Origin of the sequence: Vibrio sp. 2-1-2a (assembly GCF_032648565.1) — a bacterium.
Classification (GTDB): domain Bacteria; phylum Pseudomonadota; class Gammaproteobacteria; order Enterobacterales; family Vibrionaceae; genus Vibrio; species Vibrio diabolicus.
On sequence record NZ_WBOH01000004.1, the window covers coordinates 219,897 to 246,424 of the forward strand.

Sequence of the window (26,528 nt, forward strand, 5' to 3'; positions counted from 1 at the left end):
AGACTTTCAGAATCTGAAGTACTGATAATGAGGCGAAAAATCGGTGGGTGACAGGCACTAAATGTCATCAATAACGCCCTAACTTCAGAGTAAACAACCGACTTTCAAATTGTAACTATACTTACCGGAGAGTATCTTCCATGAAAAAGACCAAAATCGTATGTACGATTGGCCCTAAAACTGAATCTGTAGAGAAGCTAACTGAGCTAGTGAACGCAGGCATGAACGTAATGCGTCTTAACTTCTCTCACGGTGACTACGAAGAACACGGCACTCGTATCGCGAACTTCCGTAAAGTAATGGAAGCTACTGGCAAACCACTAGCAATTCTTCTAGATACTAAAGGTCCAGAAATCCGCACTATTAAGCTAGAAGGCGGTAACGACGTTGATCTAGTAGCTGGTCAAGAATTCACTTTCACAACTGACACTTCAGTTGTAGGTAACAAAGATAAAGTTGCAGTAACTTACGCAGGTTTCGCAGCAGACCTAAACGTAGGTAACACTATCCTAGTCGACGACGGTCTAATCGAGATGGAAGTTATCTCTAAGACTGAAACAGAAGTTAAATGTAAAGTACTTAACAATGGTGCACTAGGCGAGAACAAAGGTGTTAACCTTCCTGGCGTTTCTGTAAACCTACCTGCTCTATCTGAAAAAGATAAGAACGACCTTAAATTCGGTTGTGAGCAAGGCGTTGACTTCGTAGCTGCTTCTTTCATCCGTAAAGCTTCTGACGTTCAAGAAATCCGTGAAGTTCTAGCGGCAAACGGCGGCGAGAACATCCACATCATCTCTAAGATCGAAAACCAAGAAGGTGTTGATAACTTCGACGAGATCCTAGAGCTTTCTGACGGCATCATGGTTGCTCGTGGTGACCTAGGTGTTGAAATCCCAGCTGAAGAAGTAATCTTCGCTCAGAAAATGATGATCGAGAAGTGTAACCGTGCACGTAAGATGGTTATCACTGCAACTCAAATGCTTGATTCTATGATCAACAACCCACGTCCTACTCGTGCGGAAGCAGGCGACGTTGCTAACGCAGTAATGGACGGTACTGACGCAGTAATGCTTTCTGGTGAAACAGCGAAAGGTAAGTACCCAGTTGAAGCGGTAACTATCATGGCTCAAATCGCGAACCGTACTGATTCAGCGCTAAAAGCTGAGCTAGGTTCTCGTCTAGACAGCCCACGTCTACGTATCACTGAAGCAGTATGTAAAGGCGCAGTAGACACAGCTGAGAAACTGGCTGCTCCACTTATCGTTGTTGCAACTGAAGGTGGTAAATCTGCACGTTCAGTACGTAAATACTTCCCAACTGCAAACATCCTAGCACTAACAACAAACAAGAAAACAGCAGCACAACTTGTTCTAACTAAAGGTGTGACGCCAGTTGTTGTTGATTCTATCGAAAGCACTGACGCATTCTACGTAGCAGGTAAAGAGCTTGCTCTAGAATCTGGTCTAGGTAACAAAGGCGACATCGTAGTGATGGTTTCTGGTGCTCTAGTCGCTTCAGGTACTACGAACACAGCTTCTGTACACGTACTATAAGACTGAACTTTTCATACTTCAGTTGATTGATAAAGAGGGCTTATGCCCTCTTTTTTTATATGGCTTTCTTGCTCTAATAATAGCCTAACTGTATCATTCACCATGCGCAGAATTGCGTACTGTTTAATTTTGTCGTCACGATTAAAATTTCTATGAGGTGTATGTGTCCAGTCCCACTCTTACCGACAAAGTATCAAAAATGATCCGTCAGGATATTCTCGATGGCGTGCTTAAACCGGGTCAAAAACTCGTGGTTGCGGAACTCAAAGAGAAGTACAACGTAGGAGCGTCACCCATTCGCGAAGCTTTGGTGCAGTTATCGTGGAGCAAATACGTCAAACTCGAGCCGCAAAAAGGCTGCTGGGTTGCACCTGTATGTAAAGATGAGTTGAATGACTTGTACGAGAGCCTACAAATGGTCTCTGCATGCCTACTAAATAAAGCAATTGTGATTGGCGATGAAAATTGGGAACTGGACGTCCTAACCGCTTATCACAAGTTATCCCGCTCTAAATCTGGCGAAAGCTTTTGCTGGAAGGAATGGGAAGAACGCCATAATCAGTTTCTTACTGCGCTGTTTGAAGGCGCTGGCTCTGCCAATATGTTCGGTTTTTTCCGTGATCTACTCACACAAATTAAGCGTTACCAATATTTTGCTATGCAAATGTTAGGTACTGGAAACCCAGGGCACTGTAATATCGATGAGCAAGAAATGCTGATGAAGACGTCGTTAGATAAAAAGAGCCAGGATGCTTTAGGTTATCTAGAGCGTTATTTGAAACAGTCAATGCAGTGTATCGAAGGGGCCATCGACAACCAATATCGCATACTGGCTAGCGAATAACGCAGAGGCTAAAATAAGCATAAAAATCGGGGTCTATCCCCGATTTTTTGTTTTTGAAAAAGAGCTAAGCAATATCATCGAAACTATGGCATAGCGATACGCAGTTACGCCCTGCACTTTTGGATTCATACAAGGCAATATCAGCACATTTATAAGTGCGCGTGCGATCAGAAGTTAAATCACTATACCCGGCGCTAACGGTAATCGCTCTATCACTGCGCAGTTGAACCGCCACACGTAACCGGTTCAATACAACTTCTGCTTCTTCGAGTGTGGTATGCGGCATGATCACCGCAAACTCCTCACCACCGACGCGAGACACAAAGTCAGTACTGCGCACCTCTTTAAGAAGAGTCTCAGCGACACTGCAAATCACTTTATCCCCTTCATCGTGCCCAAGTTCATCGTTAATACGCTTAAAGTGGTCAATATCAAACAACGCCAAACATGCAGGGGGACTGTCAGGATAACGCTCAATAATCCCGGCATATTGCGCTAATTGCTCTTCAAATTTTCGACGGTTCCACAAGCCCGTCAAACCATCTTTTTCACTGAGGTTGCGTAGCTTTTCTTCCAGCTCTTTTTGCTCGGAAATATCCACCAGCGACGTGATGTAATAGCTTACTTTACCTGACTTGGTTAAGTTTGCCTGAATGCGCATAATGGCGGTAAATACGTGATTAAACTTGGTTCGACAACGAACCTCACCTTCCCAAACGTGCTCGTTCGCAAGCTTATTCCAAATATTGAGGGTCGACTCGAGATCTTCCGGTAAGAAAATTAGATTATGCGCATTCCAGCCTTGAGTATGCTTGGTGGAATAGCCCATCATGTTTTCAAACTCTTGGTTCACCATAATGATTCGATGCGACGCATCTGAGATCATCACCGCAGTCATGCCATCAAGTGCAGCCCGAGCTAACTTCGATTCCATACTATGACGTCGATAGTGCAGGGCCAACGCGGTCGTTGGTAAAGTAAAACCAAACACCAAACTTAATACAAAAAACGCTTCTTGGATTAAGTCATCGATATCTCGCTGAGATCGAGATAGTAACTGATCATTCGTGAGATCAATCACTAGATGAAGTGGTTCACTAGAAACAAATTGGATCGTGCTATACGCTATCAAATTCGAGCCGTTGTACTCATAGCCCGAAACTTCTGAGATCATCGTGCGCCAAATGTTGGGGTACATCCGGCCAAAATTAAATTGAGAACGAGCTGGAATAATGTTGCCGTACAAGCGTGATGACTTAGGACTCGCGATATAAAAGCCATCACTTTTAATTAACTCAATATGAAAATCCCGCACCGGTGAGTAGTTGAGTCGAGAAGATAAATACTCAATATCAACATTAAGAACAAGATACCCTTCGCGTTTCCCATTGAGAGAAATCGGCATCAGAATACGCAGTGAAGGGCTATAAGGGTAAACAAGCTCACCATTTTCCCGCTCCAGCTCAATCCCCCACGACGCAATTTCATCATTACCTAAACCTTGCGCGTAATGAAAATAATCCCGCTCTGACTTGTCATGTAATTTGAGGGCGGGTGCAGCGATACCCGTTTTGAAATCGTAATTAATCCGTGCTTTTTCCTGACCGGTAATATCAAGAAAACGAATTTGTTTATATAGCTTTTGGTTGATCGCAACCGAGATCCACATATCTTCTAAGATAGAAAGGTTGACCCGGTTCGGCTGACGTAGATAGTCGTAAAGACTTTGGCTGTGACCGAGAAGATCGCTGATCGTCTCAATTTGATCCTGAATATTGTTGTATTCGCGACCAGTATAAGCCAGTTGGTGTAATGCTTCTTGAGCGGTATTCTCAACGTTACTCTCTAGTAACGTCAGATATTTCTGATAATAGTAAACTGCAGTGAGCGCACTAAAAAATAGTGCTGTCGCCAACAATGTGCCGACTCGCTTAGGTATTTTCACGCGTCTACTGCCTATAATGCTTACTAAAACGACAATTATATCATTAATTGTTATTTTCTAAACAAAAAGCCACTTAGATTAAGTGGCTTTTCTATATGCAATAAGATGGCTAAGGTTTGAGTGCGCGCTCACCTCGGGCAATGCCCACTACCCCACTACGAGCAACTTCGACGACTTCAGTTACTTCAGATATCGCTTGAATGAAGGCATCCAACTTTTCACTCGTGCCCGCAAGTTGTACCGTGTATTGAGCAGCAGTGACATCCACGATCTGGCCACGGAAGATGTCTGCCGTCCGTTTCACTTCTGCTCGCGCAAAACCGCTGGCTTTCACTTTCACCATCATCAGTTCACGTTCGATGTGCTCATACTCGGTGACTTCTTGTACTTTCAGCACATCGATCAATTTGTGTAACTGCTTCTGAATTTGCTCCAACTGCATCTCATCAGACGTCGTGGTAATGTTCATTCGCGACAGCGTTTCATCATCTGTCGGTGATACCGTCAAAGATTCAATGTTATAACCACGTTGAGAAAACAAACCAACAACACGAGACAACGCACCCGGTTGGTTTTCCAATAGCAGTGAAATAATGTGTCTCATATTAAGTTCTCTCCGTTTTGCTTAGCCACATTTTATCCATACCCTCACCTTTGATTTGCATCGGGTATACGTGTTCGGTTTCGTCTACGTTGATGTCCACAAACACCAGACGATCTTTCATATCCAACGCTTTTTGTAGCCCTTCTTCGAGCTGATCAGGCGTTTCGATACGAATACCGACGTGACCATAAGCTTCTGCAATCGCTGCAAAATCAGGAACAGAACTCATGTAAGAATTAGAGTGACGACCTTGATAAATAATGTCTTGCCACTGTTTTACCATGCCTAGGAATCGGTTGTTCAGGTTGATGATCTTCACTGGAATGTCGTATTGCATGGCTGTCGAAAGCTCTTGGATATTCATTTGAATACTGCCATCGCCCGTAACAACCACGACTTCTTCTTGTGGCATGGCAAACTTAACACCCATACCAGCCGGAAGGCCAAATCCCATAGTGCCCAATCCACCCGAGTTGATCCAACGGCGTGGTTTGTTAAATGGGTAGTAAAGTGCTGCAAACATCTGGTGCTGACCCACATCAGAAGCAACATACGCATCACCATTGGTCAGCTTGTGCAAGGTTTCAATCACTTGCTGTGGCTTAATTCGCTCTGGTGACTTCTCATAAGCCAAACAATTGCGGTCACGCCACACCTGAATGTCATCCCACCATGCGGTGATGGCATCTTCATCGTTCCCACCTTCTTGCTCTGCCAGCAGGCCAAGCATGGTTGTAAGCACTTTTTCCGCAGAGCCGACGATAGGTAAATCCACCTTCACGTTTTTCGAGATCGATGATGGATCGATATCAATATGCATGACTTTTGCGTTTGGGCAGTATTTTTCAAGGTTGTTCGTCGTGCGATCATCAAAACGCACACCGATACCAAAAATAAGATCCGCTTCATGCATCGCCATATTGGCTTCGTAAGTACCGTGCATACCCAGCATGCCCAGTGAGTTTTTGTGCGTCCCAGGGAATGCGCCTAGTCCCATCAACGTACTGACTACTGGAAGGTTCAGCTTGTCGGAGAGCTCTAAAATATGTTCATGAGCGCCAGAAATCACAGCACCACCACCGATATAAAGCACTGGTTTTTTCGCTTCTAACAGCGATTTAAGCGCTTTTTTAATCTGGCCTTTATGACCCGACGTCGTCGGCTTGTAAGAACGCATTGAAAGCGTTTCTGGGTATTGGTAAGGCAGTTTGATTTGCGGATTCATTACATCTTTCGGCAAGTCAATCACTACTGGACCAGGTCGACCTGTGGTCGCGATATAAAACGCTTTCTTGATCGTTTCAGGAATATCTTCCGCTTTTTTCACTAAAAAGCTGTGTTTGACCACTGGGCGAGAGACACCAACGATGTCACATTCTTGGAAAGCATCATTACCAATTAGGCTATTAGGTACGTTACCCGAGATAACGATCATTGGGATGGAGTCCATATAAGCCGTGGCAATACCAGTAATGGTATTGGTCGCGCCCGGGCCTGAACATACCAGTACGACACCCGGTTTACCGGTAGCGCGAGCATAACCATCTGCCATATGAGTGGCGGCTTGCTCATGCCTTACAAGTACGTGTTTGATTTGATCGGTTTTGGCATGCAGTGCATCGTAGATATCCAAAACGGAGCCACCTGGGTAGCCAAAGATCTGCTCTACGTGCTCTTCTATCAGAGATTGAACCACCATCTCTGCGCCTGACAACATTGCTGTCATAATTGCTCTCCTTAGCCAGTTTCCTCACCGTAAGGTCAACGGATTGGTCTGGTTTTACATAGTCTAGGTCTTATTCGTAGCCTAATCGAAATACTTCCACGTTTTCGGCTATGTCTTGCGTTCGTCATAACATCCCGCAAGGTTACCCAACAAATGTAACGTTTTATTATCAACGGGTCTAATGAGAGATTGGTCTACTTTTTGAACAAGATGCTAGTAATTAGAATGTTAGTAGGAATAGCAGCCGCACTTACCTTATTTCACAGTACAACCTAAAAATTTAACGTTCAAAAAAAGAACATTATTTCAGAACCTTTTAAGTATAGGGTGCTAAATAGCTGTATTTGGTGAGCAAAATAGAAAGAATCAACACAAACAAAAATCCCCAGTAATGCGCAATCACATCACTGGGGATATTTTCATCAATATAAAATCTAAGTCAGCTTAAGTTACTTTTTCTCTGACTTTTCCTTATACATTTCTTCAATTTCATCTTGGTATTTGTCATTGATGACTTTACGACGCAGTTTTTGAGTTGGCGTTAACTCACCATCATCCATAGAGAAAGCTCTTGGTAACAGTTTAAACTTCTTCACCTGTTCAAACTTTGCCAACTCTTTTTGGAGATCGTTAACACGCTTCTCAAGCATTTCGACCACTTGGTGATGCTTAATCAATTCAACGCGATCGTGATACTTGATATTCAGCTCTTTCGCATACTCTTCAAGAGAATCAAAACACGGCACAATCAGCGCCGAGACAAACTTACGCGTGTCCGCGATAACCGCGATTTGCTCGATGAAGTGGTCTTTACCAATCGCCCCTTCAATCATTTGTGGAGCGATGTATTTACCGCCAGAGGTTTTCATCAGTTCTTTGATGCGATCAGTGATGAACAGGTTGCCATTTTCATCAATGTAACCCGCATCGCCAGTTTTTAGGAAACCGTGCTCATCAAAGGTCTTTTCGGTCTCTTCTGGCATTTTGTAATAGCCACGCATCACCATTGGACCACGCACCAGAATCTCGTTGTTCTCACCGATCTTCACTTGCGCGCCAGGCATCGACATACCAATAGAGTCTGGGTTAAAGCACTTATCATCCCAACACGATACTGTCGCCGTGGTTTCAGTCATGCCGTAACCTAACTTCACATTGATACCAATCGCGTGGAAGAATCGGCCTATGGTTTCATCTAACTTCGCACCGCCACACGGCATAAAGTTGATTTGTCCACCAAGTAACGCACGCAGCTTGCTCAGAACCAATTTATCCGCCAATTCATATGACTTGCGCAGCATGAGCGATGGCTGACGTTTTTCTTGATGACAAGCGGCCATTTTTGCACCCATGTTCACAGCCCAAGTAAACATAATCTTACGGTGAATCGGTGCGCGAGACACTTTCTCATGAATCGCAGAGAAGATCTTCTCATAGAAACGCGGTACGGCACACATCACGGTAGGTCGTACTTGGCTCAGTGCATCACGTACCTGCATGGTGTCTTGCAAATAGCAGTTGGTCGCCCCTTTGTACAACACATAAAAGGTCCAAGCGCGTTCAAATACGTGTGACAACGGAAGGAAACACAGTGACACATCACTTTGAGAAAGGCTCAAACGTTGATCGTGCCCTTCCAATTGCGCCGCAATGTTTGCGTAGTCCAACATGACACCCTTAGGTTGTCCTGTTGTGCCCGAGGTGTAGATCAACGTGAGTAGATCATCTTCCTTTGCTTGCTCTAAACGTGCGTCCAATTCAACTTGGTATGTGGCATCGCCTTTGGCGACAAATGCTTGCCAAGAGATAACGAAATCATGCTCGCCAAGTTCGATATCATCAGACATGGCAACAATGAGCTCTAACTGCTCGCACTGGTCGAAAATGCTCACTGCTGCGTCAAATTGTGGCTGCTCACCAACAAACAGCACTTTAACGTCTGCGTTGTCAATGATGTACGCCGACTGAGCGGCGGTATTGGTTGGGTAAATAGGTACTGTTACGCCGCGTAGTTGTAGCGCTGCAATATCAGCAATCGTCCATTGCGGCATGTTGTTCGAGAAAATGCCGATTTTATCTTGGACTCCTAATCCCTGAGCCAAAAGTGCAAGTGATAAAGCATCAACTTGCTGACCAAATTGCGTCCACGTAATACCTTGCCATTCCTCACCCACTTTATGCTTGAGTGCAACGCGTGTACCACCGTTCGCAATTTGTTCACGAATACGTTTAACGATATGAAAATCTAACTTGGCCATTCTTTTACTTACCTTTTGGCTTACAGGCGTAAGCTAATTGAGCGAACAAGTGTACTCACGGCTTGCTAAAACGCAACTGACCAGTATCAAACTTATCACTAATAAGAGACAACTATCACTTATACGTCGCGAACATACCCAAAACTGCTGAATGATTACTCTATTTAACTTACTGTTTCGATTGTTGATTGCTAAAACAAAAAGCCCCGAGAGACAAAAAATCTCTCGGGGACCAATGAATTGTAAAAATTGATGATTACCAATATGGTCTTAACCGATAAGACCAAACGTCATCTTATTTTGCGGCAACCACTTCACCACAAGTGATCATCAGTTGATCGCGCAGCCAAATGTGGCCTTTATCTTTTTCACTTGATTCATGCCAGCTTAAGAAGCCGCTGATTTCCTTGTTTGCAAATGGGAAGTCTAGAATTTGCAGCTGATCGCTGTTTACCGCATTTTCTGCCATCCAACGTGGCGCGATAGTCACAAGTTCAGATTGACCCACCACATATAGTAGGTTGCTTAGACTAGAGCCTTCGTACGCGGCTTGGCAATCCAGTTCACGATATGCTTGTTCTGAGAAGCTGCGTTGACCGTGCACTTTCGATAACTTCGCATGTTTTTCGTTAAGCAGTTGCTCGGCCGTTACACCACCTTGAATGCGTGGGTGTGTTTTTGACGCGATAACCACTAATTCATCTTTGAAGATTTCAGTACTTGAGAAACCTTGCTCATCAAAGCGAGCATAATCGATCACGAAATCAATTTCTTGATAGCGCATACGCTCAGACAACAGACGGTCAAATTCTGCATCTAGGTGAAGCTGAACATTTGGTGCTTGTTGATTCACTTTTGCCATGATCTTCGGAGCAAAACGCATGTCACAAGGGCTGCAAATCGCCAGCTTAAATAAGCGAGTCGAAGATTCTGGTTGGAATACGGAGCTAGGAAGTTCATTACGAATCAGCTGTAATGCTTGGCGAATTGGGCCAAACAACTGACGAGCGCGTTGCGTTGGCTGAATACCACGGCCCTGACGCATAAACAGCTCGTCGTTAAACATCACTTTTAGACGTGCCACGGCATTACTTACTGCCGGCTGAGACATGCCTAAGTTATGTGCTGCACGAGTAATATTTTGCTCTTGCATCACAGCATCAAATACAGTCAGTAGGTTTAAATCTACACCACGCAAAGTGCTTTCCATACGGTAGCTAGCAATTGCGCTCATCGCATCTTTCTTCTCTAACATTGAGTGCGCCTCTTTTGTAATCGTCAACTTTGTTCATTAAATTCATAACGAATAGAATCCCATCTCGCACAAAAGACGGCGGCTGGATTCGAATCATTTTACGAATAGATAACCTAACTTTTTATTATATTTGCCGTCCGGATACTTCCGGTTCGAACTGTACTATCAACTAATCGATTGCGGTTTCGCAACTAGATTGATATTTAATCAGTAAATTTTAGCCGATTAGGTATTTACCCCTTAAATAACAACAGCTTGATAAAAACATAAAAAACTATAAAACACGTAAAAGCGCATTCTTTGAGGAAGTATTTAGCAAATTGATGAGACGGATGGTCACCACACGCATGCATTTATCTCAGTTATTAGTCGAGGGCAAACCAACAGATGACGACTATATCTCTGAGTGAAACTTGCACTTATCAGTCAAATTATCAGCAAATACACATTGAATAGAAATGAAAGAGAAAGAATAAAAATGCAGCCTTCTAGATTGAAAGGCTGCAACAAAATCGTGTCAAAAATAGGAAGGAACAATGTACTTAGAACAACGTACTTAAATGTTCGACACGTAACTTGGGAAATCAACTTGCTCCCACAACTGTTTGGATAACTCCGCTTGTGAATCCCACGCGCCTTGCAATACCCAATGGACAATGGCCTGAGCAACATCTGGATATTTCACACTTTCGGCTTGCTGCTCCTTTAGCCACTGGCGTACTGCGGAAATGTCTAAGCTCTCCATCGACATCGCAAGTCCTAAGTCTTCTAAGGTCGCGACATTGCTTTGTTGCTCAAACTGACCTGCGAGTGGCTTAAGCAATAATTTTTTCCCTAGAGACAGAGCTTCCGAAGGGAGCTCGAATCCACCATTGGCAATGACACCACTACACCGATGCAAATGATGCTGAAAGTTGCTGTGGCATAAAGGGCGTAATTCTATGTTTTCCACCTGCTCACATTCGATCACATCGGGGTGATAACAGATGAACGCTTGCTGGTTAAAATGGAACAGTAAATCCGAGATGTCTTCAATGGATTCGAACGGTAGGTAAACCAAAACAAAATCGTCATTTTCTGCTTGGCTATCGACGGTATGTACAATTGGCGGCAACAAAGGCTGGTCAAAATGATGCCAATGCAAACCAAGGTGGTGTTGAGAAGGCGCAAAGTATTCAATGACGGATTTGTCTAACCAACTCGCTCCCTTTAACGGCACTGGATAACGGAAAGCATTTTGGTGACTGATACCAATCGACGGCTTATTTTGTTGTTTTGCCGCCCATGCCGTAACTGGCTCGAAATCATTGAGCACGAGATCGTAGGACGACAAATCAAGCTGTTTAACTTCTTTGCAAAATTGCACCAAATTGTTACTCAATGCTGTTTTCGCATAGTTCACTGAACCTTTTTCAGTGATAAAGGTGAAGCCTCGGCGAGTCTGATAATCGCCAAACGCTTCCATTGAAAAGTACTTTTCAGGCGCTCGTCCAGAAAACAAAAAGTCGACCTCAACATCGTGCTCTTTAAACGCATGACTCATCGCCCTCGCACGCGCAATATGTCCGTTTCCTGTACCTTGAACACCGTATAAGATTTTCATCAATTAGCCTCCCAGCATCGCAATCGCTAATCCACCACAAAGGCTACCTAGCAGTGCACCAATGATGACATCGGTAAAAAAGTGCACCCCCAATAAGATTCGCGCAGTTCCGATTAAACTTGCCCAAAAGAATGCAGCAACGCCTAGGCTCGGATAGAAATGATCAATCAGCGTCGCCATGACAAACGCAGCGGCAGTGTGTCCTGAAGGAAGACTGTAGCGATCAGAGGGGGTAATAAAAGCAGGAAGGAGTGCACTGAGTTCTTCAGGGCGACGACGCTTAAAACTGTTTTTCAGCGTCCAATAAATTGGCAACTCGATGGCAAAAGCAAGTAAACCCGCCAGTAAAAACCAAACTCCCTGCTCTTTATCTAAATACCAAGCTAATAAACCTAGCACCAAGTACAGATGTCCGTCACCACTGTGGGAGACTCCTTTACTGATGTTGGCAACTTGCTGATTAAAACGGTGCTTAAGACAAACACTAGAGAGCGCTAAATCAAACTTAGCAATGGTTGCAATTGGCTGTGTAATTGTCTCTATGGTTCGCATGTGGCCTTTCCTTACTTTGACAACGCCGTTGTGTGAAAAGTAGGAGGTTTAGGTGACAACTGCATGACGGGAGTTTGGACAATTAATGACAAATGCCAAATTAGAGTGTGCCCAATGATCTGTTGAGCACAATCGTAGGAGAGAACGATTAAGAAGGGTTTGCTTGCTGCGGTTGAGGCGTATCGATGTACCAGACCTTTCTCTTCTTACGACAGGCGCGCAAAGAGCCCATCGTCATGTCGCCATCTTTTGTCAGCTCGTAGCTAAGGGAGCGGCAAGTGTAATTTCCTGACAGTTCATGCTCTATGCCCGTTTGCTCAGTTGTGCTCGAAGCAGACTCTAAAAGAGGATTAGGCTGTGTAGAAAGAATGTCACGATTTACCACATTGCTGCGCGCATAATCCTTATGGACATAACCTTTTATCACGCCTTTCTGTTCAACGAGAAACCAAGGTTGATCCACCACTTTTGCCAACACATTAAAAACTTCCCCTTTCGATAACACGCCAAGCTTTTCTCCTTCTAAGCTCGGCTTGGATCGCAGGTTTAATGTGGTCTTAGAGCGATAGGAGACATCCATAAACTCAACTGGGTTTGAGGTATCCACACCGTCAGCTGTTGGTCGGAAGACTTCCGCTTGTTGTTTCTCACTAGGTTGCACTCGGATCTTCCACCACGAATAGGTTTCCGGATCTTTGCCTTTAAATTTATCTCGACTGTCCGACTCAAGAGCAACGAGCATTTGATTCAAAAACGATTCACGTCCCTCGTAGCTCAAGAATCGATCCATTTGATCATTAATCACCATGACACTCTGAGAGTGATCATTAATAGCAACAGGGGAAATCTCTGCCATATAGGTTTGAGATTGAAACAGCTGACAACCCGATAAGCTGACCAGAGTAAATACTGCGGCTGAACGTCCAAATTGTTTTGCTAACCTCATTATTCCTTAACCCTTCTTTTTACCTAGTGCAACTGCACTACTATAAATGGTCATTCAAAACTTTTGCCAAACAATTCGGGCCTTTGTGTGACAAGTCGCAATCCCAATGCTTGTTTTGGTAATGAAACGTCGCAAACTTGATGAGAACTTGCCTCTTCTAGCACGTTTCTATCGCACCATGCTGTTTCACGTAGCGCATCATTTTTCTCGAGAAAATGAAAAGACTCATCCGATATGAATAAAAAATCGACTTTAGGGTTGACGCGCTCCATGGAGTGCGGTACTAATTTGTTAACTTAATTATGTGGAAAGCTTAACAACTATGTCAGCTCATTTTTCTATTCTGCTTAGCCTCCTCCTGATCGTGACCAGTTCGCGCGGGTAGGCTGTGGAAGAAAAATAACCACACCAATTTCTAAGAACCCGCATGAGAATGCGGGTTTTTTTATATCTAAATACTGGAAGTAAACGATTAACTTGCACGTAAAGTGCAGAAATCAGGAAGGAAGCAAACATGAACGATCAGGTCATTATATTCGACACCACATTGCGTGATGGCGAGCAAGCGTTGTCAGCAAGCTTGACGGTTAAAGAAAAACTGCAAATTGCCTATGCGCTGGAAAGACTCGGCGTTGATGTTATCGAAGCTGGCTTCCCAATCTCTTCACCTGGTGATTTCGAGTCGGTACAAACCATTGCAAAAAACATCAAAAACAGTCGAGTTTGTGCCCTTTCGCGTGCCGTTGCGAAAGATATTGATGCCGCCGCTGAAGCATTAAAAGTGGCCGACCAATTCCGTATTCACACGTTTTTAGCCACTTCCACCATTCACGTAGAAGACAAACTACGCCGCAGCTACGACGATGTACTTGAAATGGCGGTCAACGCCGTTAAACATGCGCGTAACTACACCGATGATGTCGAGTTTTCTTGTGAAGATGCAGGTCGTACTCCTATCGACAACCTATGTCGCATGGTAGAAGCTGCCATCAATGCAGGTGCGAGCACAATCAACATTCCAGATACCGTTGGCTACACAGTACCAAGCGAGTTTGGTGGCATTATTCAAACCCTTTTCAACCGCGTTCCAAACATTGATAAAGCGATCATCTCCGTTCACTGTCACGACGACTTGGGGATGTCAGTTGCCAACTCTATTGCCGCCGTTCAAGCCGGCGCACGTCAGATAGAAGGCACCATCAATGGCATTGGTGAGCGAGCGGGAAACTGTTCACTTGAAGAGATCGCAATGATCATCAAGACGCGTCAAGAGTTCTTGGGCGTTCACACTGGCATTAAACATGATGAAATTCACCGCACCAGTAAATTGGTGAGCCAACTATGCAACATGCCAATTCAGAGCAACAAAGCGATTGTGGGCGCCAATGCCTTTAGCCACTCTTCAGGTATCCATCAGGATGGTATGTTAAAGAATAAGAATACCTACGAAATCATGACCCCTGAGTCGATTGGCCTTAAAAACCAAGCACTAAACCTAACCAGCCGTAGTGGTCGCGCAGCCGTGAAGAGCCACATGGACACCATGGGATACAACGAGGACGAGTACAACCTAGACGCTCTATACGCGGACTTCTTGAAACTTGCCGACCGCAAAGGCCAAGTGTTCGATTACGATCTAGAGGCCCTAATGCACTTCTCGAACCTGCGTGAAGAAGATGACTTCTACAAACTGAACTACCTAAGCGTGCAATCGGGCAGCGTAATGGCCACCACCAGCATCAAAATGCAATGTGGCGATGAAGAAATGTGTGAAGCGGCAGTCGGTAATGGCCCAGTTGATGCGCTATACCAATGTATCTACCGCGTGACAGGCTACGACATCGTACTGGATAAATTCGACCTAACCGCGAAAGGCGAAGGTGAAGATGGTTTGGGTCAAGCTGACATCATTGCCAACTACAAAGGTCGTAAATACCACGGTACAGGCGTTTCCACCGATATCGTTGAAGCTTCCGGCCAAGCACTATTGCACGTTATTAATAGCATCCACCGTGCAGACAAAATCGAAGAAATGAAGCAGAAAAAGATTGCGACTGTGTAATAACAACCGAGCTGCATGGCTCAGGAAAGAACACGCTCGTTGAAATAATTAAGCTCAAAATTAGAAAACTTAAAGGATTAACATGACAGACAAATCATACAAAATTGCCGTCCTACCCGGTGACGGCATCGGCCCGGAAGTAATGGCGCAAGCACACAAGGTATTGGATGCTATCGAAAAGAAGCACGGTATTGCGTTTGAGCGTGACGAGCATGATGTAGGCGGCATCGCGATCGATAATCACGGCTCTCCACTTCCAGAAAGCACAGTAAAAGCGTGTGAAGAGTCTGATGCAGTACTATTTGGCTCGGTTGGCGGCCCGAAGTGGGAGCACTTGCCACCCAACGACCAACCTGAACGCGGTGCCTTACTACCACTACGCAAACACTTCCAACTGTTTTGTAACCTACGCCCAGCGCAAATCCACGCAGGCCTGGAAGCTTTCTCACCACTTCGTGCTGACATCTCAGGCCGTGGTTTTGACATCGTGGTGGTCCGTGAACTAACTGGTGGTATCTATTTCGGTCAACCAAAAGGCCGTGAAGGCGAAGGCGCGACAGAAAAAGCGTTTGATACTGAGGTGTACCACCGCTTTGAGATCGAACGTATTGCAAAAATCGCCTTTGAATCTGCTCGTTTGCGTCGCAAGAAAGTCTGCTCTATCGATAAAGCGAACGTTCTACAAAGTTCAATCCTATGGCGTGAAGTAGTCGAAGAAATCGCGAAAGATTACCCAGATGTCGAGCTGTCACACATGTACATCGATAACGCAACCATGCAGCTTATCAAAGACCCAGCACAGTTCGACGTCATGCTATGTTCAAACATCTTCGGCGACATCATTTCTGATGAGTGCGCAATGATCACTGGCTCAATGGGTATGCTGCCTTCAGCAAGCCTTAACGAAAGTAAGTTCGGTCTGTACGAGCCAGCAGGTGGCAGTGCACCAGATATCGCAGGTAAGAACATTGCTAACCCTGTGGCTCAGATCCTATCAGCAGCACTGATGCTACGTTATAGCCTTGGCGAAGAAGCCGCAGCACAAGACATTGAAACAGCGGTGTCGAAAGCACTTTCAGCTGGCGAGCTAACAGGCGACCTTGCAGGCGACAACCCGGCACTCTCAACGTCTGAAATGGGCGATAAGATTGCTGAGTACATTTTGAACGCATAAATAGACTGAATTTATAAATATAACTGTCGTTCGCAGTCTACAACATGGTTGTGATAACAAGGACGACGAGGAAAGGAAGCAATGGGCAAAACACTATACGAAAAAGTCTACGACGCACACGTTGCCGTCGCAGCAGAAGGGGAAAACCCTATCTTGTACATCGACCGTCACTTGGTACATGAAGTGACGTCTCCGCAAGCATTTGACGGCTTGCGTGAAAAAGGTCGCAAAGTGCGTCAGGTCAGCAAAACTTTTGCCACCATGGACCACAACGTTTCGACAACCACCAAAGATATCAACGCATCCGGTGAGATGGCTCGTATTCAGATGGAAACGCTATCGAAAAACTGTGAAGAGTTTGGTGTAACGCTTTACGACATTAACCACAAATACCAAGGTATTGTGCACGTTATGGGTCCAGAACTTGGTATTACCCTACCGGGCATGACCATTGTTTGTGGTGACTCGCACACAGCTACACACGGTGCATTTGGCTCGCTAGCATTTGGTATTGGTACATCAGAAGTTGAGCACGTATTAGCAACTCAAACTCTAAAACAAGCGCGCGCTAAAACGATGAAGATCGAAGTGAAAGGCAAAGTGGCTCCGGGCATCACGGCTAAAGATATCGTGCTAGCGATCATCGGTGAAACAACAGCAGCAGGCGGTACCGGTTACGTAGTTGAATTCTGTGGTGAAGCGATCACAGACCTTTCAATGGAAGGCCGCATGACCGTATGTAACATGGCAATTGAGCTAGGTGCAAAAGCCGGTTTGATTGCGCCAGATGAAACTACATTCGAATACATCAAAGGCCGTAAGTTCTCACCTCAAGGTGCGGATTTTGATGCCGCTGTAGAATATTGGAAGACATTAAAAACTGACGATGATTCCCAGTTTGATGCTGTCGTGACACTAAACGCAGCGGATATCAAACCACAAGTCACTTGGGGTACTAACCCAGGTCAGGTTATCGCGGTAGACCAACCGATCCCAGCACCAGAAAGCTTTGCTGACCCAGTAGAAAAAGCATCGGCAGAAAAAGCTCTGGCTTACATGGGTCTAGAAGCAGGCAAGTCATTGTCTGATTACAACGTCGATAAAGTCTTCGTTGGCTCTTGTACTAACTCACGTATCGAAGACATGCGCGCAGCCGCAGAAGTCGCGAAAGGTCGCAAAGTCGCGTCTCACGTTCAAGCGCTTATCGTTCCTGGCTCTGAGCAAGTAAAAGCGCAAGCGGAAGCAGAAGGCCTAGATGTCATCTTTAAAGAGGCGGGCTTTGAGTGGCGCCTACCAGGTTGCTCGATGTGTCTAGCAATGAACAACGACCGTTTGGGTCCACATGAACGTTGTGCGTCTACTTCAAACCGTAACTTTGAAGGCCGCCAAGGTCGTGATGGCCGTACACACCTAGTGAGCCCTGCGATGGCAGCGGCAGCAGCAATTGCTGGTCACTTTGTAGATATTCGTGAACTAGACTAAGGAGCAAACAAATGTCAGGCTTTAAACAACACACAGGCTTAGTTGTTCCTCTAGATGCAGCGAACGTTGATACTGATGCCATCATTCCAAAGCAGTTCCTACAAAAGGTCTCCCGCCTAGGCTTTGGTAAACACTTGTTCCATGACTGGCGCTTCCTAGACGATGCTGGCGAACAACCAAATCCAGAGTTCGTGATGAACGCACCTCGCTACCAAGGCGCGTCTATCTTGCTGGCTCGTGAAAACTTCGGCTGTGGCTCATCTCGCGAGCACGCACCGTGGGCACTGGCGGATTACGGCATAAAAGCGATGATCGCACCAAGCTTTGCCGATATCTTTTACGGCAACTCGATCAACAACCAAATGGTGCCAGTTCGTTTGACTGAACAAGAAGTGGATGAAATCTTCCAGTTTGTTGAGGCAAATGAAGGTGCAGAAGTCGAGGTCGACCTAGAAGCGAATGTGGTTCGTGCCAACGGCAAAGAGTACAGCTTTGAAATTGATGAGTTCCGTCGTCACTGTTTGTTAAATGGTTTAGACAATATTGGCCTAACGCTTCAACACGAGGACAAAATTGCGGAATACGAAGCGAATATCCCAAGCTTCTTGCGTTAAAGCGCATTAGTAAATACACAAATCAAGGGCTGGCAATTGTCGGCCCTTTTAATGTTTTAGGTGACTGATTTTATAGCGCTTTACTTACGGAATACCGAACGCCTCTGTTGAAATTCGTCATCCTGAACAGCGGCGAAGGAGCGTGATTCAGGATCGACTGCCAGAATGTACTGTGCAGATTCATACTTTCTTTACTCAAGCGTTTGTGGGGATTAGATTCCTGCTGTCGCTTATGCTCCTCGGAATGACGGAGAATAAAGGCAACAGATAACTGATTACTGATTACTGATTACTGATTACTGAAAGAAAACAAGCACTCAACAGGTCTACACTATCAACAATATCTCATTCAAAGGTATCTCTATGAAGCGTCTGTTATTGCTATTGTGTGCTCTGGTTTCTTTCTCAGCGTTCGCTGCTCCTAAATCTGACTTGTGGCCGTATTGGCAACAATCGAATCAGGCCAACCAAACACACATTTCGCACCAGGAATGGCAACAACTGTTAGACAATTACTTGGTTGAACAAGGTGAGAATACTTTGTTCCGCTATAGCAAAGTCACAACTTCAGACAAAACCAAGTTAAAGCAGTACATCCAACGACTGGCAAAACTAGACCCTCTACAATACAGCCAAGCAGAGCAATATGCCTATTGGGTAAACCTTTACAACGCCATCACGGTAGATCTTATTTTGGATAACTATCCCGTCGAATCCATCACCAAGCTAGGTGGTTTATTTAGCTTTGGGCCTTGGGGAGACGATGTGGTCGTGGTCAACGGGAAGGATCTAACTTTAAACGATATTGAACATCGAATTTTGCGTCCAATTTGGAATGACCCAAGAACGCACTACGCCGTAAATTGTGCAAGTTTGGGATGCCCTAACCTACAAGCTCAAGCATTCTCTGCCGAAAACACCGAAGCCTTACTTGAAAGTGCTGCCAAAGCGTTTATCAACAGCAACAAAGGCGTATCTATCCAAGGAAACACGGCACAGCTGTCTTCCATTTATGATTGGTTTGCAGCGGACTTTGGTGGAGAAAAACAAGTCTTCAACCACATCGCGAAGTACGCGCCACAGTACAAAGACTTCTCTGGAAAAGTGAAGTACGAATACGATTGGAGTTTGAATCAAGCTGACTAATTTATCGTCACCGTTCAGCTTGCAACGCTTTTGGTCACCCGTAACCCAAAAGCTAAAAAGGGCACCAAGTGCCCTTTTTATTTTCTAGATTTTGACAAAATCACTTAAAGCCTTTGACCTTTTTAATCAGATCGTAAGCGTTTTGAATCTCTTGAGATTTTTCTTTCGCTACGTTCATCATCTCTGGTGGTAGGCCTTTAGCCATCAATTTGTCTGGGTGATGCTCGTTCATCAGTTTACGATAAGCACGCTTGACGGTTTTACTATCGGCATCTGAAGACACATCCAGAATTTTGTACGCGTCAGCCAGTTGATCCGCTTGTGAAGCTTGTTGCCAGCTACCACCAGAAGATTGGCCTTGATGCTGACCATGAAAACCACCCTGGCTTTGGAAACGGAATGCGGCTTCTTGCATTTGCAAGCGACGCTCTAGCTGCTCAGAAGAGAAACCCAAACCACGTGCTATTTTGTGTAACACATTTCGTTCACTAGGATGAATCGAGCCGTCAGCAAAGGCCGCCGAGATTTGTAGTTCAAGGAAAAATTGCAACAAGTCAAAACGGCCTGCTGTCGAAATTTTCACACGAACAAGAACGTCTTCTAACGGAAAGTCACTGTCTTTACCTTCACGAAACGCATCTTGCGCAGCGCGGCGCTGTTCGCCATGCAAATTCATGCGGTCCATCATTGCAGAAGCCAGTTGGATTTCCTCTTTGGTAACTTGGCCTTTCGCTTTTGCCACATGTCCCATTACCGCAAACGCCGCTTTAAAAAATTCTTCTTGGCGCTGAGCTTGGCTCGGCCCTTTTCCAAAGCCGCCAGTAGAGAACCCGGCTTGACTCAAGCGACGTGCTTTATCGAATTGATGGCCAATAAATAAGCCAAAGAGTAAACCTAGCGGCCCGCCAAGTAACAAGCCAAAAAAGGCACCCAGAATTTTGCCAAAAATATGCATTATGTGTTCTCTATCAATGAATTTTTATCGACGACGGCGGTCTTATAGTGCCGGATGCAACGATTTCCTTTATGATAATGGAATTAGTTTTATTTCGGCTAGGCCATTTCGCCTGCTTATCTTTGCAGCTATTTTGTCGTCATTATGCCACAGTGAATCAATACGCTGGGATAAATGCGACTATAGTTGATTCATTTGGCTATTACGCTAGGGTACAACAAGCCCTATAGCCATCGAGTAGTAGTGACACAGGAAAGTTCAATTCAATGCAACATTTCTCCCGCACATGTTTAGCGGCCTCTATCAGCACCGCCTTGTTTGTACCCACCACTCAAGCTGAAGCGAATATCCATGATAGTGTGCAGGAAATGCCCGCCACAGATCAATGTTTGGTCGATACCAGTGGCGAGGAGGACGCTCTTAATACCCCAGTAGTGGTAGAAGCTGACACCCTGCAAGCCATCAATGGTGACAAAGCTCAGTACTCAGGTAATGTACAAGTCACCCAAGGCCAGAAGAAAATCACCGCAGATAGCGTAACGCTGCACCAACAAGACAACGTCGTGGTTGCCGAAGGCAACGTGACTTTCAATGACGGCCAAGTCAAAGCTCGATCTGATCGTGTTACTAATGACATCAACCAAGACACGTTTTCACTGGAGAACACCGATTATCAGTTCCTTTGCCAACAAGGTCGAGGCACAGCAGCATACATCGCGCGTACAGGTCAGTCGGTTTATGAACTCGAAGATGGTTCTATTACATCATGTCCTCAAGGCGACAATTCATGGCGTTTAGTGGCATCAGGTATTGACGTTGACCAAGATGAAGAGACGGCGACGCTGCACCATCCTCGATTTGAAGTGTTAGATGTGCCTGTTTTCTATGTGCCGTATCTAACCATGCCAATTGGAGATACGCGTAAAACGGGTTTCCTCTTCCCTTCTTTATCGTATGGTTCTAGCGATGGTATGGAAGTCGAGGTGCCATTCTATTGGAACATCGCGCCTCAATATGACATGACACTCACCACGCTCTATATGCAGCAGCGTGGAACAAAACTCGACACGGATTTCCGCTACCTAACGGATGGTTGGGGGAATGGTGAAATCAAAGGCGAATACCTCAATAGCGATCGCAAATATCAAGACGAGTCTCGTTGGGGCTACCAAGTTAAACACGACGGTATCATCAATAAACAGTGGATAGTCAAAGTCGATTACTCAAAAGTGAGTGATATTGATTACTTCCTCGATCTCGACTCCGATATTGGTAACCGTGAAGATGGTCAACTGGTTCAAGAAGGACAAGTACAATATCGTTCTGATTTCTGGGATGCCTCGTTAACCGTTCGTGACTTCCAAATCTTATTGAAAGAAGAGAACCGCCCTTATCGCCTGCTTCCTCAGTTAGACTTGAACTACTACACGCCATTGTGGGGAGATTACCTCAACTTTGACGTGAAGAGCCAAGTGAGCCGCTTCGATACGAGCGATACTGCGCGACCAAATGCGACCCGTGTTCATATTGAGCCAGGACTTACATTGCCGCTTTCAAATTCATGGGCAACGTGGACAACGGAAGCTCGCGTGCTTTCCACGTACTACTCTCAAGACTTAACGGGTCTGACAGATGTCAACTTACAAAACCAGTTAGATGACGAAGTTTCTCGTGTTATCCCCGAGTTCCGTACGCATGCGCAACTTTACTTGGAGCGAGACACGAGTTGGATCAAGGGCTACACACAAACACTGGAACCTCAGCTGCAGTACTTGTACGTACCTGAAGAAGATCAAACCAATATCTACAACTACGATACCACCTTGCTACAAACCGACTACTACGGGCTATTCCGCAGTCGTAAGTACAGTGGCATTGATAAAATCGCCTCTGCGAACCAGTTAAGCTACGGTGCGAGTACTCGCTTCTTTGATGATGACTATAAAGAGCGTCTTAACGTTTCATTTGGTCAGATTTACTACTTCGATAAAAAGACCAAACTGAGCAACAGCCCAAATCTTCCGGATGAGACCACCAACTATTCATCATGGGCGATTGAAGCTGATTTCAACTACAACGATTACTTGTTCTATCACGGTGGAATTCAATACGATATCGATTTGAGCTCCATGCAGTTGGCGAACAGCACCTTAGAGTACCAATTTAACGGTGGCTTTATTCAGGGTAACTATCGTTACGTCACGCGTGAATACATCGAAGATACGATCATTCTCGAAAACCTAGACACAATTACTCGTAAAGGCATTTCACAAGCAGGTATTGTAGCGGCCTACGAGTTCAACCCGAACTGGTCTGCAAGTGGTCAATACTACTACGACCTAAATGAAAATGCGGACCTAGAATGGCTAGCGAGCCTGCGTTACCAGTCTGACTGTTGGTACATTGGTGTGACTTACGCCAACCAATTGCTTGGTTGGGAAAACCAAACTATCGGCAGCACTGGCGCATCACCTGAATACGAAAATAACTTTAGCGTTAACTTCGGTATTCAAGGCTTTGCGACCAATCAGCGTGAAGATACAGCAGTCAAAGAACTGGACGGTTCTGACAACGCGATTAAGTACGGCCGCCCATTCTATCTGAACAATTAATCGAAATAGGCGTCTTAAATGAATAAGACGCCTATTCAAAAAATACTGACGGAATTTTAAATGAAAATTTGGAAATCAATCTTATTCACGACCCTACTCTCTTGCGGAGCGGTTGCAGCACCAGTAGAGATCGATAAGGTTGCGGTCATCGTGAATGACGGTGTAATTCTACAAAGCGACATCGAAACAGCGATGAAAACGCTGCAAGCCAACGCACGTCAAAGCGGAAAGAGCTTACCTTCTGCTAGCGTGTTAAAAGAACAAGTTGTTGAAAAGCTGATTATTGACACGTTGCAAGGCCAAGAAGCAGATCGTATCGGTGTGCGTATTGACGATAACCGCTTAAACCAAGCGATTGCGGAGATCGCACGTAATAATGAACAATCTGTAGAACAACTCGCCGCTTCTGTAGAAAGTGAAGGCTTGAGTTACCCAGAATTCCGCGAACAAATTCGTAAGGAAATCGCCGCTTCAGAAGCCCGTAATGCACTGGTTCGTCGCCGTATTAATATCCTTCCAGCAGAAGTCGACAGCCTTGCTGAGCAACTATCACAAGAAACCAATGCGACCGTTCAATACAAAATTGGACACATTCAACTGCGCTTCTCTGACGACAAAGAAAAGTCTGCTGTAGAAGCAGAAGCAAAAGCGCTGGCGAAAAAGCTGAACGAAGGTGCAGACTTTACGGAGATGGCCTACACCTACTCAAAAGGTCCTAAAGCTTTACAAGGTGGCGACTGGGGTTGGATGCGTAAAGAAGAGATGCCAACCATCTTTGCCGATCAGATCAAAATGCAAAACAAAGGCAGCATCATTGGCCCATTCCGTAGTGGTGTCGGTTTCCACATCCTAAAAATTGAGGATGTAAAAGGCCTAGAAACGGTTGCGGTAACGGAAGTAAATGCGCGTCATATTTTGATTAAACCAACCGTGATTCTGAGCGATGAAGGGGCGAAGAAGCAACTGAATGAATTTGTACGCCGCATCAAAGCTGGCGAAGCCACTTTCGCTCAACTGGCAACACAATACAGCCAAGACCCTGGTTCGGCAGCGCAAGACGGTGAGCTAGGTTATCAAACGCCAGATCTGTACGTGCCAGAATTTAAACACCAAGTAGAAACTCTGCCTGTTGGCTCAATCAGCGAACCGTTCAAAACCGTTCACGGCTGGCATATCGTTGAAGTGTTGGATCGTCGCCAAGTTGACCGCACTGACTCAGCGATGAAGAACAAGGCTTACCGTATTCTATTTAACCGTAAATTTAATGAAGAAGCGGGCGCATGGATGCAAGAGCTACGCGCAAGTGCGTTTGTTGAAATCGTGGATGACAACAATGACAACTAATACAATTCGTAGAATTGTCGTAACCGCAGGGGAACCTGCGGGTATCGGCCCAGACTTAGTGCTTGCCTTATCGAAGGAAGATTGGGCACACCAAATTGTCGTCTGCGCCGATAAAAATATGCTGATGGACAGAGCCAAGCAGCTTGGCATTGAAGTCCAACTGTCTGATTACAATCCAGAAGAAATGCCTAAAGCACAAAAAGCAGGCACGCTTATCGTTGATCATATCCAAATATCGGAACCTGCGGTCGCAGGCGAGCTCAATGAAGCGAATGGCCACTATGTATTAAAAACGCTAGAAAGAGCGGCTTTAGGCTGTATGAATGATGAATTTGATGCTATTGTCACCGGCCCTGTTCATAAGGGGGTGATTAATCGCGCAGGTGTTGCATTCAGTGGTCATACTGAATTTTTCGCCGAGAAGTCACAAACGCCGCTAGTCGTCATGATGCTAGCAACGGAAGGATTACGCGTGGCGCTAGTCACAACACATATTCCTTTAGCGTATGTGTCCAAAGCGGTCACCGAAGAGCGATTAGAAAAAATCATCGATATTCTTCATAAAGACCTTGTAGAAAAGTTTGCTATCGCGCAACCAAACATCTACGTTTGCGGGCTTAACCCTCATGCTGGCGAAGATGGCTGCTTAGGTCGTGAAGAGATCGAAACCATCACTCCGACACTGGAAAAGATTCGACAAGAAAAAGGTATCAACCTGATCGGCCCTTTGCCGGCAGATACCATTTTCAATGAAAAATATTTAAATGATGCTGATGCTGTTTTAGGCATGTACCACGACCAAGTGTTGCCAGTATTAAAATACAAAGGCTTTGGTCGTTCAGTAAACATTACTCTTGGTCTACCTTTTATTAGAACATCGGTGGATCACGGTACTGCATTAGATCTGGCAGGGACAGGTCAAGCGGATACAGGGAGTTTCCGAACAGCGCTCACGCATGCGATAGATTTGGTAGAGAAGAAACAATGAGAAATGATGTCCATTTAGGACACAAAGCGCGTAAACGTTTTGGTCAAAACTTCCTGAACGATCCATACATTATTGATGGAATCGTATCAGCGATTAACCCAAAACCAGGTCAAAACCTGGTTGAAATCGGTCCTGGTCTTGGTGCAATCACTGAGCCGGTAGGTCGTGAAGTGGATAAGTTCACAGTTATCGAATTAGACCGCGATCTGGCAGAACGCCTACGTACTCACCCTGAACTGGCGGATAAGTTGACTATCCATGAGGGTGACGCTATGCGTTTTGACTTCACTCAATTAGTGAAGCCAAACAACAAGCTACGCATTTTCGGTAACTTGCCGTACAACATCTCTACACCATTGATGTTCCACCTTTTTGAATTCCATAAAGACATTCAAGACATGCACTTTATGCTGCAAAAAGAAGTGGTAAACCGCCTAGCCGCCGGTCCTGGCAGCAAAGCTTACGGCCGTTTAACGGTAATGGCTCAGTACTACTGTAAAGTGGTACCAGTACTGGAAGTACCGCCAACGGCATTCGTTCCACCACCGAAAGTGGACTCTGCCGTTGTTCGTTTAGTGCCATATGAAGAGCTACCATGCCCTGCGAAAGATCTGCGTTTGCTGGATCGCGTTTGTCGTGAAGGCTTTAACCAACGTCGTAAAACAGTTCGTAACTGCTACAAATCGTTGTTAAGCACAGAAGTACTAGAAGAGCTAGGTGTTAATCCAAGCATGCGTCCAGAGAACCTGACGCTAGAACAATTCGTCGCGATGGCGAACTGGCTTGCGGATAACCCGCAGCACTAAGAACTCAAACGATAAGCCAAACCCTTGCCGGTTTGGCTTATTATTATTGGGATATTACG

General features: G+C 45.2%; 20 protein-coding genes. 11 read left to right on the top strand and 9 right to left on the bottom strand.

From position 1 onward, the window contains the following. Nucleotides 1-140 precede the first annotated feature (140 nt). Nucleotides 141-1,553: a pyruvate kinase PykF gene (pykF, locus tag F7Y48_RS12725; RefSeq protein ID WP_005392243.1), complete on the top strand. Its 1,413-nt coding sequence runs from the start codon at nucleotides 141-143 to the stop codon at nucleotides 1,551-1,553. 157 nt (nucleotides 1,554-1,710) lie between these two features. Beyond that, nucleotides 1,711-2,397 (top strand): GntR family transcriptional regulator, encoded by a 687-nt coding sequence (locus F7Y48_RS12730; protein WP_258507032.1) that lies wholly within the window; start codon nucleotides 1,711-1,713, stop codon nucleotides 2,395-2,397. A gap of 64 nt (nucleotides 2,398-2,461) precedes the next feature. Here F7Y48_RS12730 and F7Y48_RS12735 read toward each other — a convergent pair whose 3' ends face one another. The 8 genes from F7Y48_RS12735 to F7Y48_RS12770 form a co-directional block, all read right to left on the bottom strand. Next, nucleotides 2,462-4,342 carry a GGDEF domain-containing protein gene (locus F7Y48_RS12735; RefSeq protein ID WP_065644967.1) on the bottom strand — a complete coding sequence of 627 codons (1,881 nt, stop codon included), beginning with the start codon at nucleotides 4,340-4,342 and terminating at the stop codon, nucleotides 2,462-2,464. Nucleotides 4,343-4,451: 109 nt separating this feature from the next. Beyond that, nucleotides 4,452-4,946, bottom strand: coding sequence for an acetolactate synthase small subunit (gene ilvN / locus F7Y48_RS12740; protein WP_005392253.1), 495 nt, complete (start codon nucleotides 4,944-4,946; stop codon nucleotides 4,452-4,454). A 1-nt stretch (nucleotide 4,947) separates the two neighbouring features. Next, nucleotides 4,948-6,672: an acetolactate synthase 3 large subunit gene (locus F7Y48_RS12745; protein WP_005392255.1), complete on the bottom strand. Its 1,725-nt coding sequence runs from the start codon at nucleotides 6,670-6,672 to the stop codon at nucleotides 4,948-4,950. Nucleotides 6,673-7,121: 449 nt separating this feature from the next. Beyond that, nucleotides 7,122-8,930, bottom strand: coding sequence for an AMP-dependent synthetase/ligase (locus tag F7Y48_RS12750; protein WP_258635500.1), 1,809 nt, complete (start codon nucleotides 8,928-8,930; stop codon nucleotides 7,122-7,124). A gap of 295 nt (nucleotides 8,931-9,225) precedes the next feature. Next, complete coding sequence (gene calR, locus F7Y48_RS12755; protein WP_005379693.1) at nucleotides 9,226-10,185, bottom strand: LysR family transcriptional regulator CalR; 960 nt, start codon at nucleotides 10,183-10,185, stop codon at nucleotides 9,226-9,228. A 556-nt stretch (nucleotides 10,186-10,741) separates the two neighbouring features. Then, the gene (locus F7Y48_RS12760; RefSeq protein WP_005392259.1) at nucleotides 10,742-11,788 is read right to left on the bottom strand and encodes an MJ1255/VC2487 family glycosyltransferase; all 1,047 of its coding nucleotides are present in this window, start codon (nucleotides 11,786-11,788) and stop codon (nucleotides 10,742-10,744) included. 3 nt (nucleotides 11,789-11,791) lie between these two features. After that, a complete protein-coding gene (locus F7Y48_RS12765; protein ID WP_005379690.1) occupies nucleotides 11,792-12,340 on the bottom strand; it encodes a phosphatase PAP2 family protein in 549 nt (182 codons plus the stop codon). Nucleotides 12,341-12,488: 148 nt separating this feature from the next. Next, nucleotides 12,489-13,286, bottom strand: coding sequence for an SH3 domain-containing protein (locus tag F7Y48_RS12770; RefSeq protein ID WP_047009047.1), 798 nt, complete (start codon nucleotides 13,284-13,286; stop codon nucleotides 12,489-12,491). Between the two features lie 514 nt (nucleotides 13,287-13,800). On the opposite strand from F7Y48_RS12770, the gene leuA reads away from it, so the two are divergent. The 5 genes from leuA to F7Y48_RS12795 all read left to right on the top strand — a co-directional run bounded on the left by leuA (nucleotide 13,801) and on the right by F7Y48_RS12795 (nucleotide 19,764). Further along, nucleotides 13,801-15,348, top strand: coding sequence for a 2-isopropylmalate synthase (leuA, locus tag F7Y48_RS12775; RefSeq protein WP_006742733.1), 1,548 nt, complete (start codon nucleotides 13,801-13,803; stop codon nucleotides 15,346-15,348). A gap of 82 nt (nucleotides 15,349-15,430) precedes the next feature. Continuing rightward, nucleotides 15,431-16,522 (top strand): 3-isopropylmalate dehydrogenase, encoded by a 1,092-nt coding sequence (gene leuB, locus F7Y48_RS12780; protein WP_005392269.1) that lies wholly within the window; start codon nucleotides 15,431-15,433, stop codon nucleotides 16,520-16,522. An 81-nt stretch (nucleotides 16,523-16,603) separates the two neighbouring features. Beyond that, on the top strand, nucleotides 16,604-18,004 hold the full coding sequence (gene leuC, locus F7Y48_RS12785) for a 3-isopropylmalate dehydratase large subunit (RefSeq protein ID WP_316684392.1): 1,401 nt from the start codon (nucleotides 16,604-16,606) through the stop codon (nucleotides 18,002-18,004). An 11-nt stretch (nucleotides 18,005-18,015) separates the two neighbouring features. Then, nucleotides 18,016-18,618 carry a 3-isopropylmalate dehydratase small subunit gene (gene leuD, locus F7Y48_RS12790; RefSeq protein ID WP_104971226.1) on the top strand — a complete coding sequence of 201 codons (603 nt, stop codon included), beginning with the start codon at nucleotides 18,016-18,018 and terminating at the stop codon, nucleotides 18,616-18,618. Between the two features lie 363 nt (nucleotides 18,619-18,981). Continuing rightward, entirely contained in the window at nucleotides 18,982-19,764 is a 783-nt protein-coding gene (locus F7Y48_RS12795) for a DUF547 domain-containing protein (protein ID WP_258507037.1), read from the top strand. A 100-nt stretch (nucleotides 19,765-19,864) separates the two neighbouring features. Here the strand turns inward: F7Y48_RS12795 and djlA are convergent, their stop codons facing one another. After that, entirely contained in the window at nucleotides 19,865-20,719 is an 855-nt protein-coding gene (djlA, locus tag F7Y48_RS12800; RefSeq protein ID WP_005383076.1) for a co-chaperone DjlA, read from the bottom strand. Between the two features lie 266 nt (nucleotides 20,720-20,985). Here djlA and lptD point away from each other — a divergent pair, with 266 nt between their 5' ends. Genes lptD through rsmA form a run of 4 tightly spaced genes read left to right on the top strand, consistent with a single transcriptional unit; the run spans nucleotide 20,986 to nucleotide 26,469 of the window. Further along, on the top strand, nucleotides 20,986-23,331 hold the full coding sequence (gene lptD / locus F7Y48_RS12805) for an LPS assembly protein LptD (protein ID WP_085342743.1): 2,346 nt from the start codon (nucleotides 20,986-20,988) through the stop codon (nucleotides 23,329-23,331). Nucleotides 23,332-23,391: 60 nt separating this feature from the next. Next, nucleotides 23,392-24,675 (top strand): peptidylprolyl isomerase SurA, encoded by a 1,284-nt coding sequence (gene surA, locus F7Y48_RS12810; RefSeq protein ID WP_006742728.1) that lies wholly within the window; start codon nucleotides 23,392-23,394, stop codon nucleotides 24,673-24,675. Beyond that, complete coding sequence (pdxA, locus tag F7Y48_RS12815; RefSeq protein ID WP_258507038.1) at nucleotides 24,665-25,663, top strand: 4-hydroxythreonine-4-phosphate dehydrogenase PdxA; 999 nt, start codon at nucleotides 24,665-24,667, stop codon at nucleotides 25,661-25,663. Before surA ends, pdxA begins: the two co-directional genes overlap by 11 nt. Further along, a complete protein-coding gene (gene rsmA / locus F7Y48_RS12820) occupies nucleotides 25,660-26,469 on the top strand; it encodes a 16S rRNA (adenine(1518)-N(6)/adenine(1519)-N(6))-dimethyltransferase RsmA (RefSeq protein ID WP_005379669.1) in 810 nt (269 codons plus the stop codon). The genes pdxA and rsmA overlap by 4 nt, the downstream gene beginning before the upstream one ends. Nucleotides 26,470-26,528: the final 59 nt, after the last annotated feature.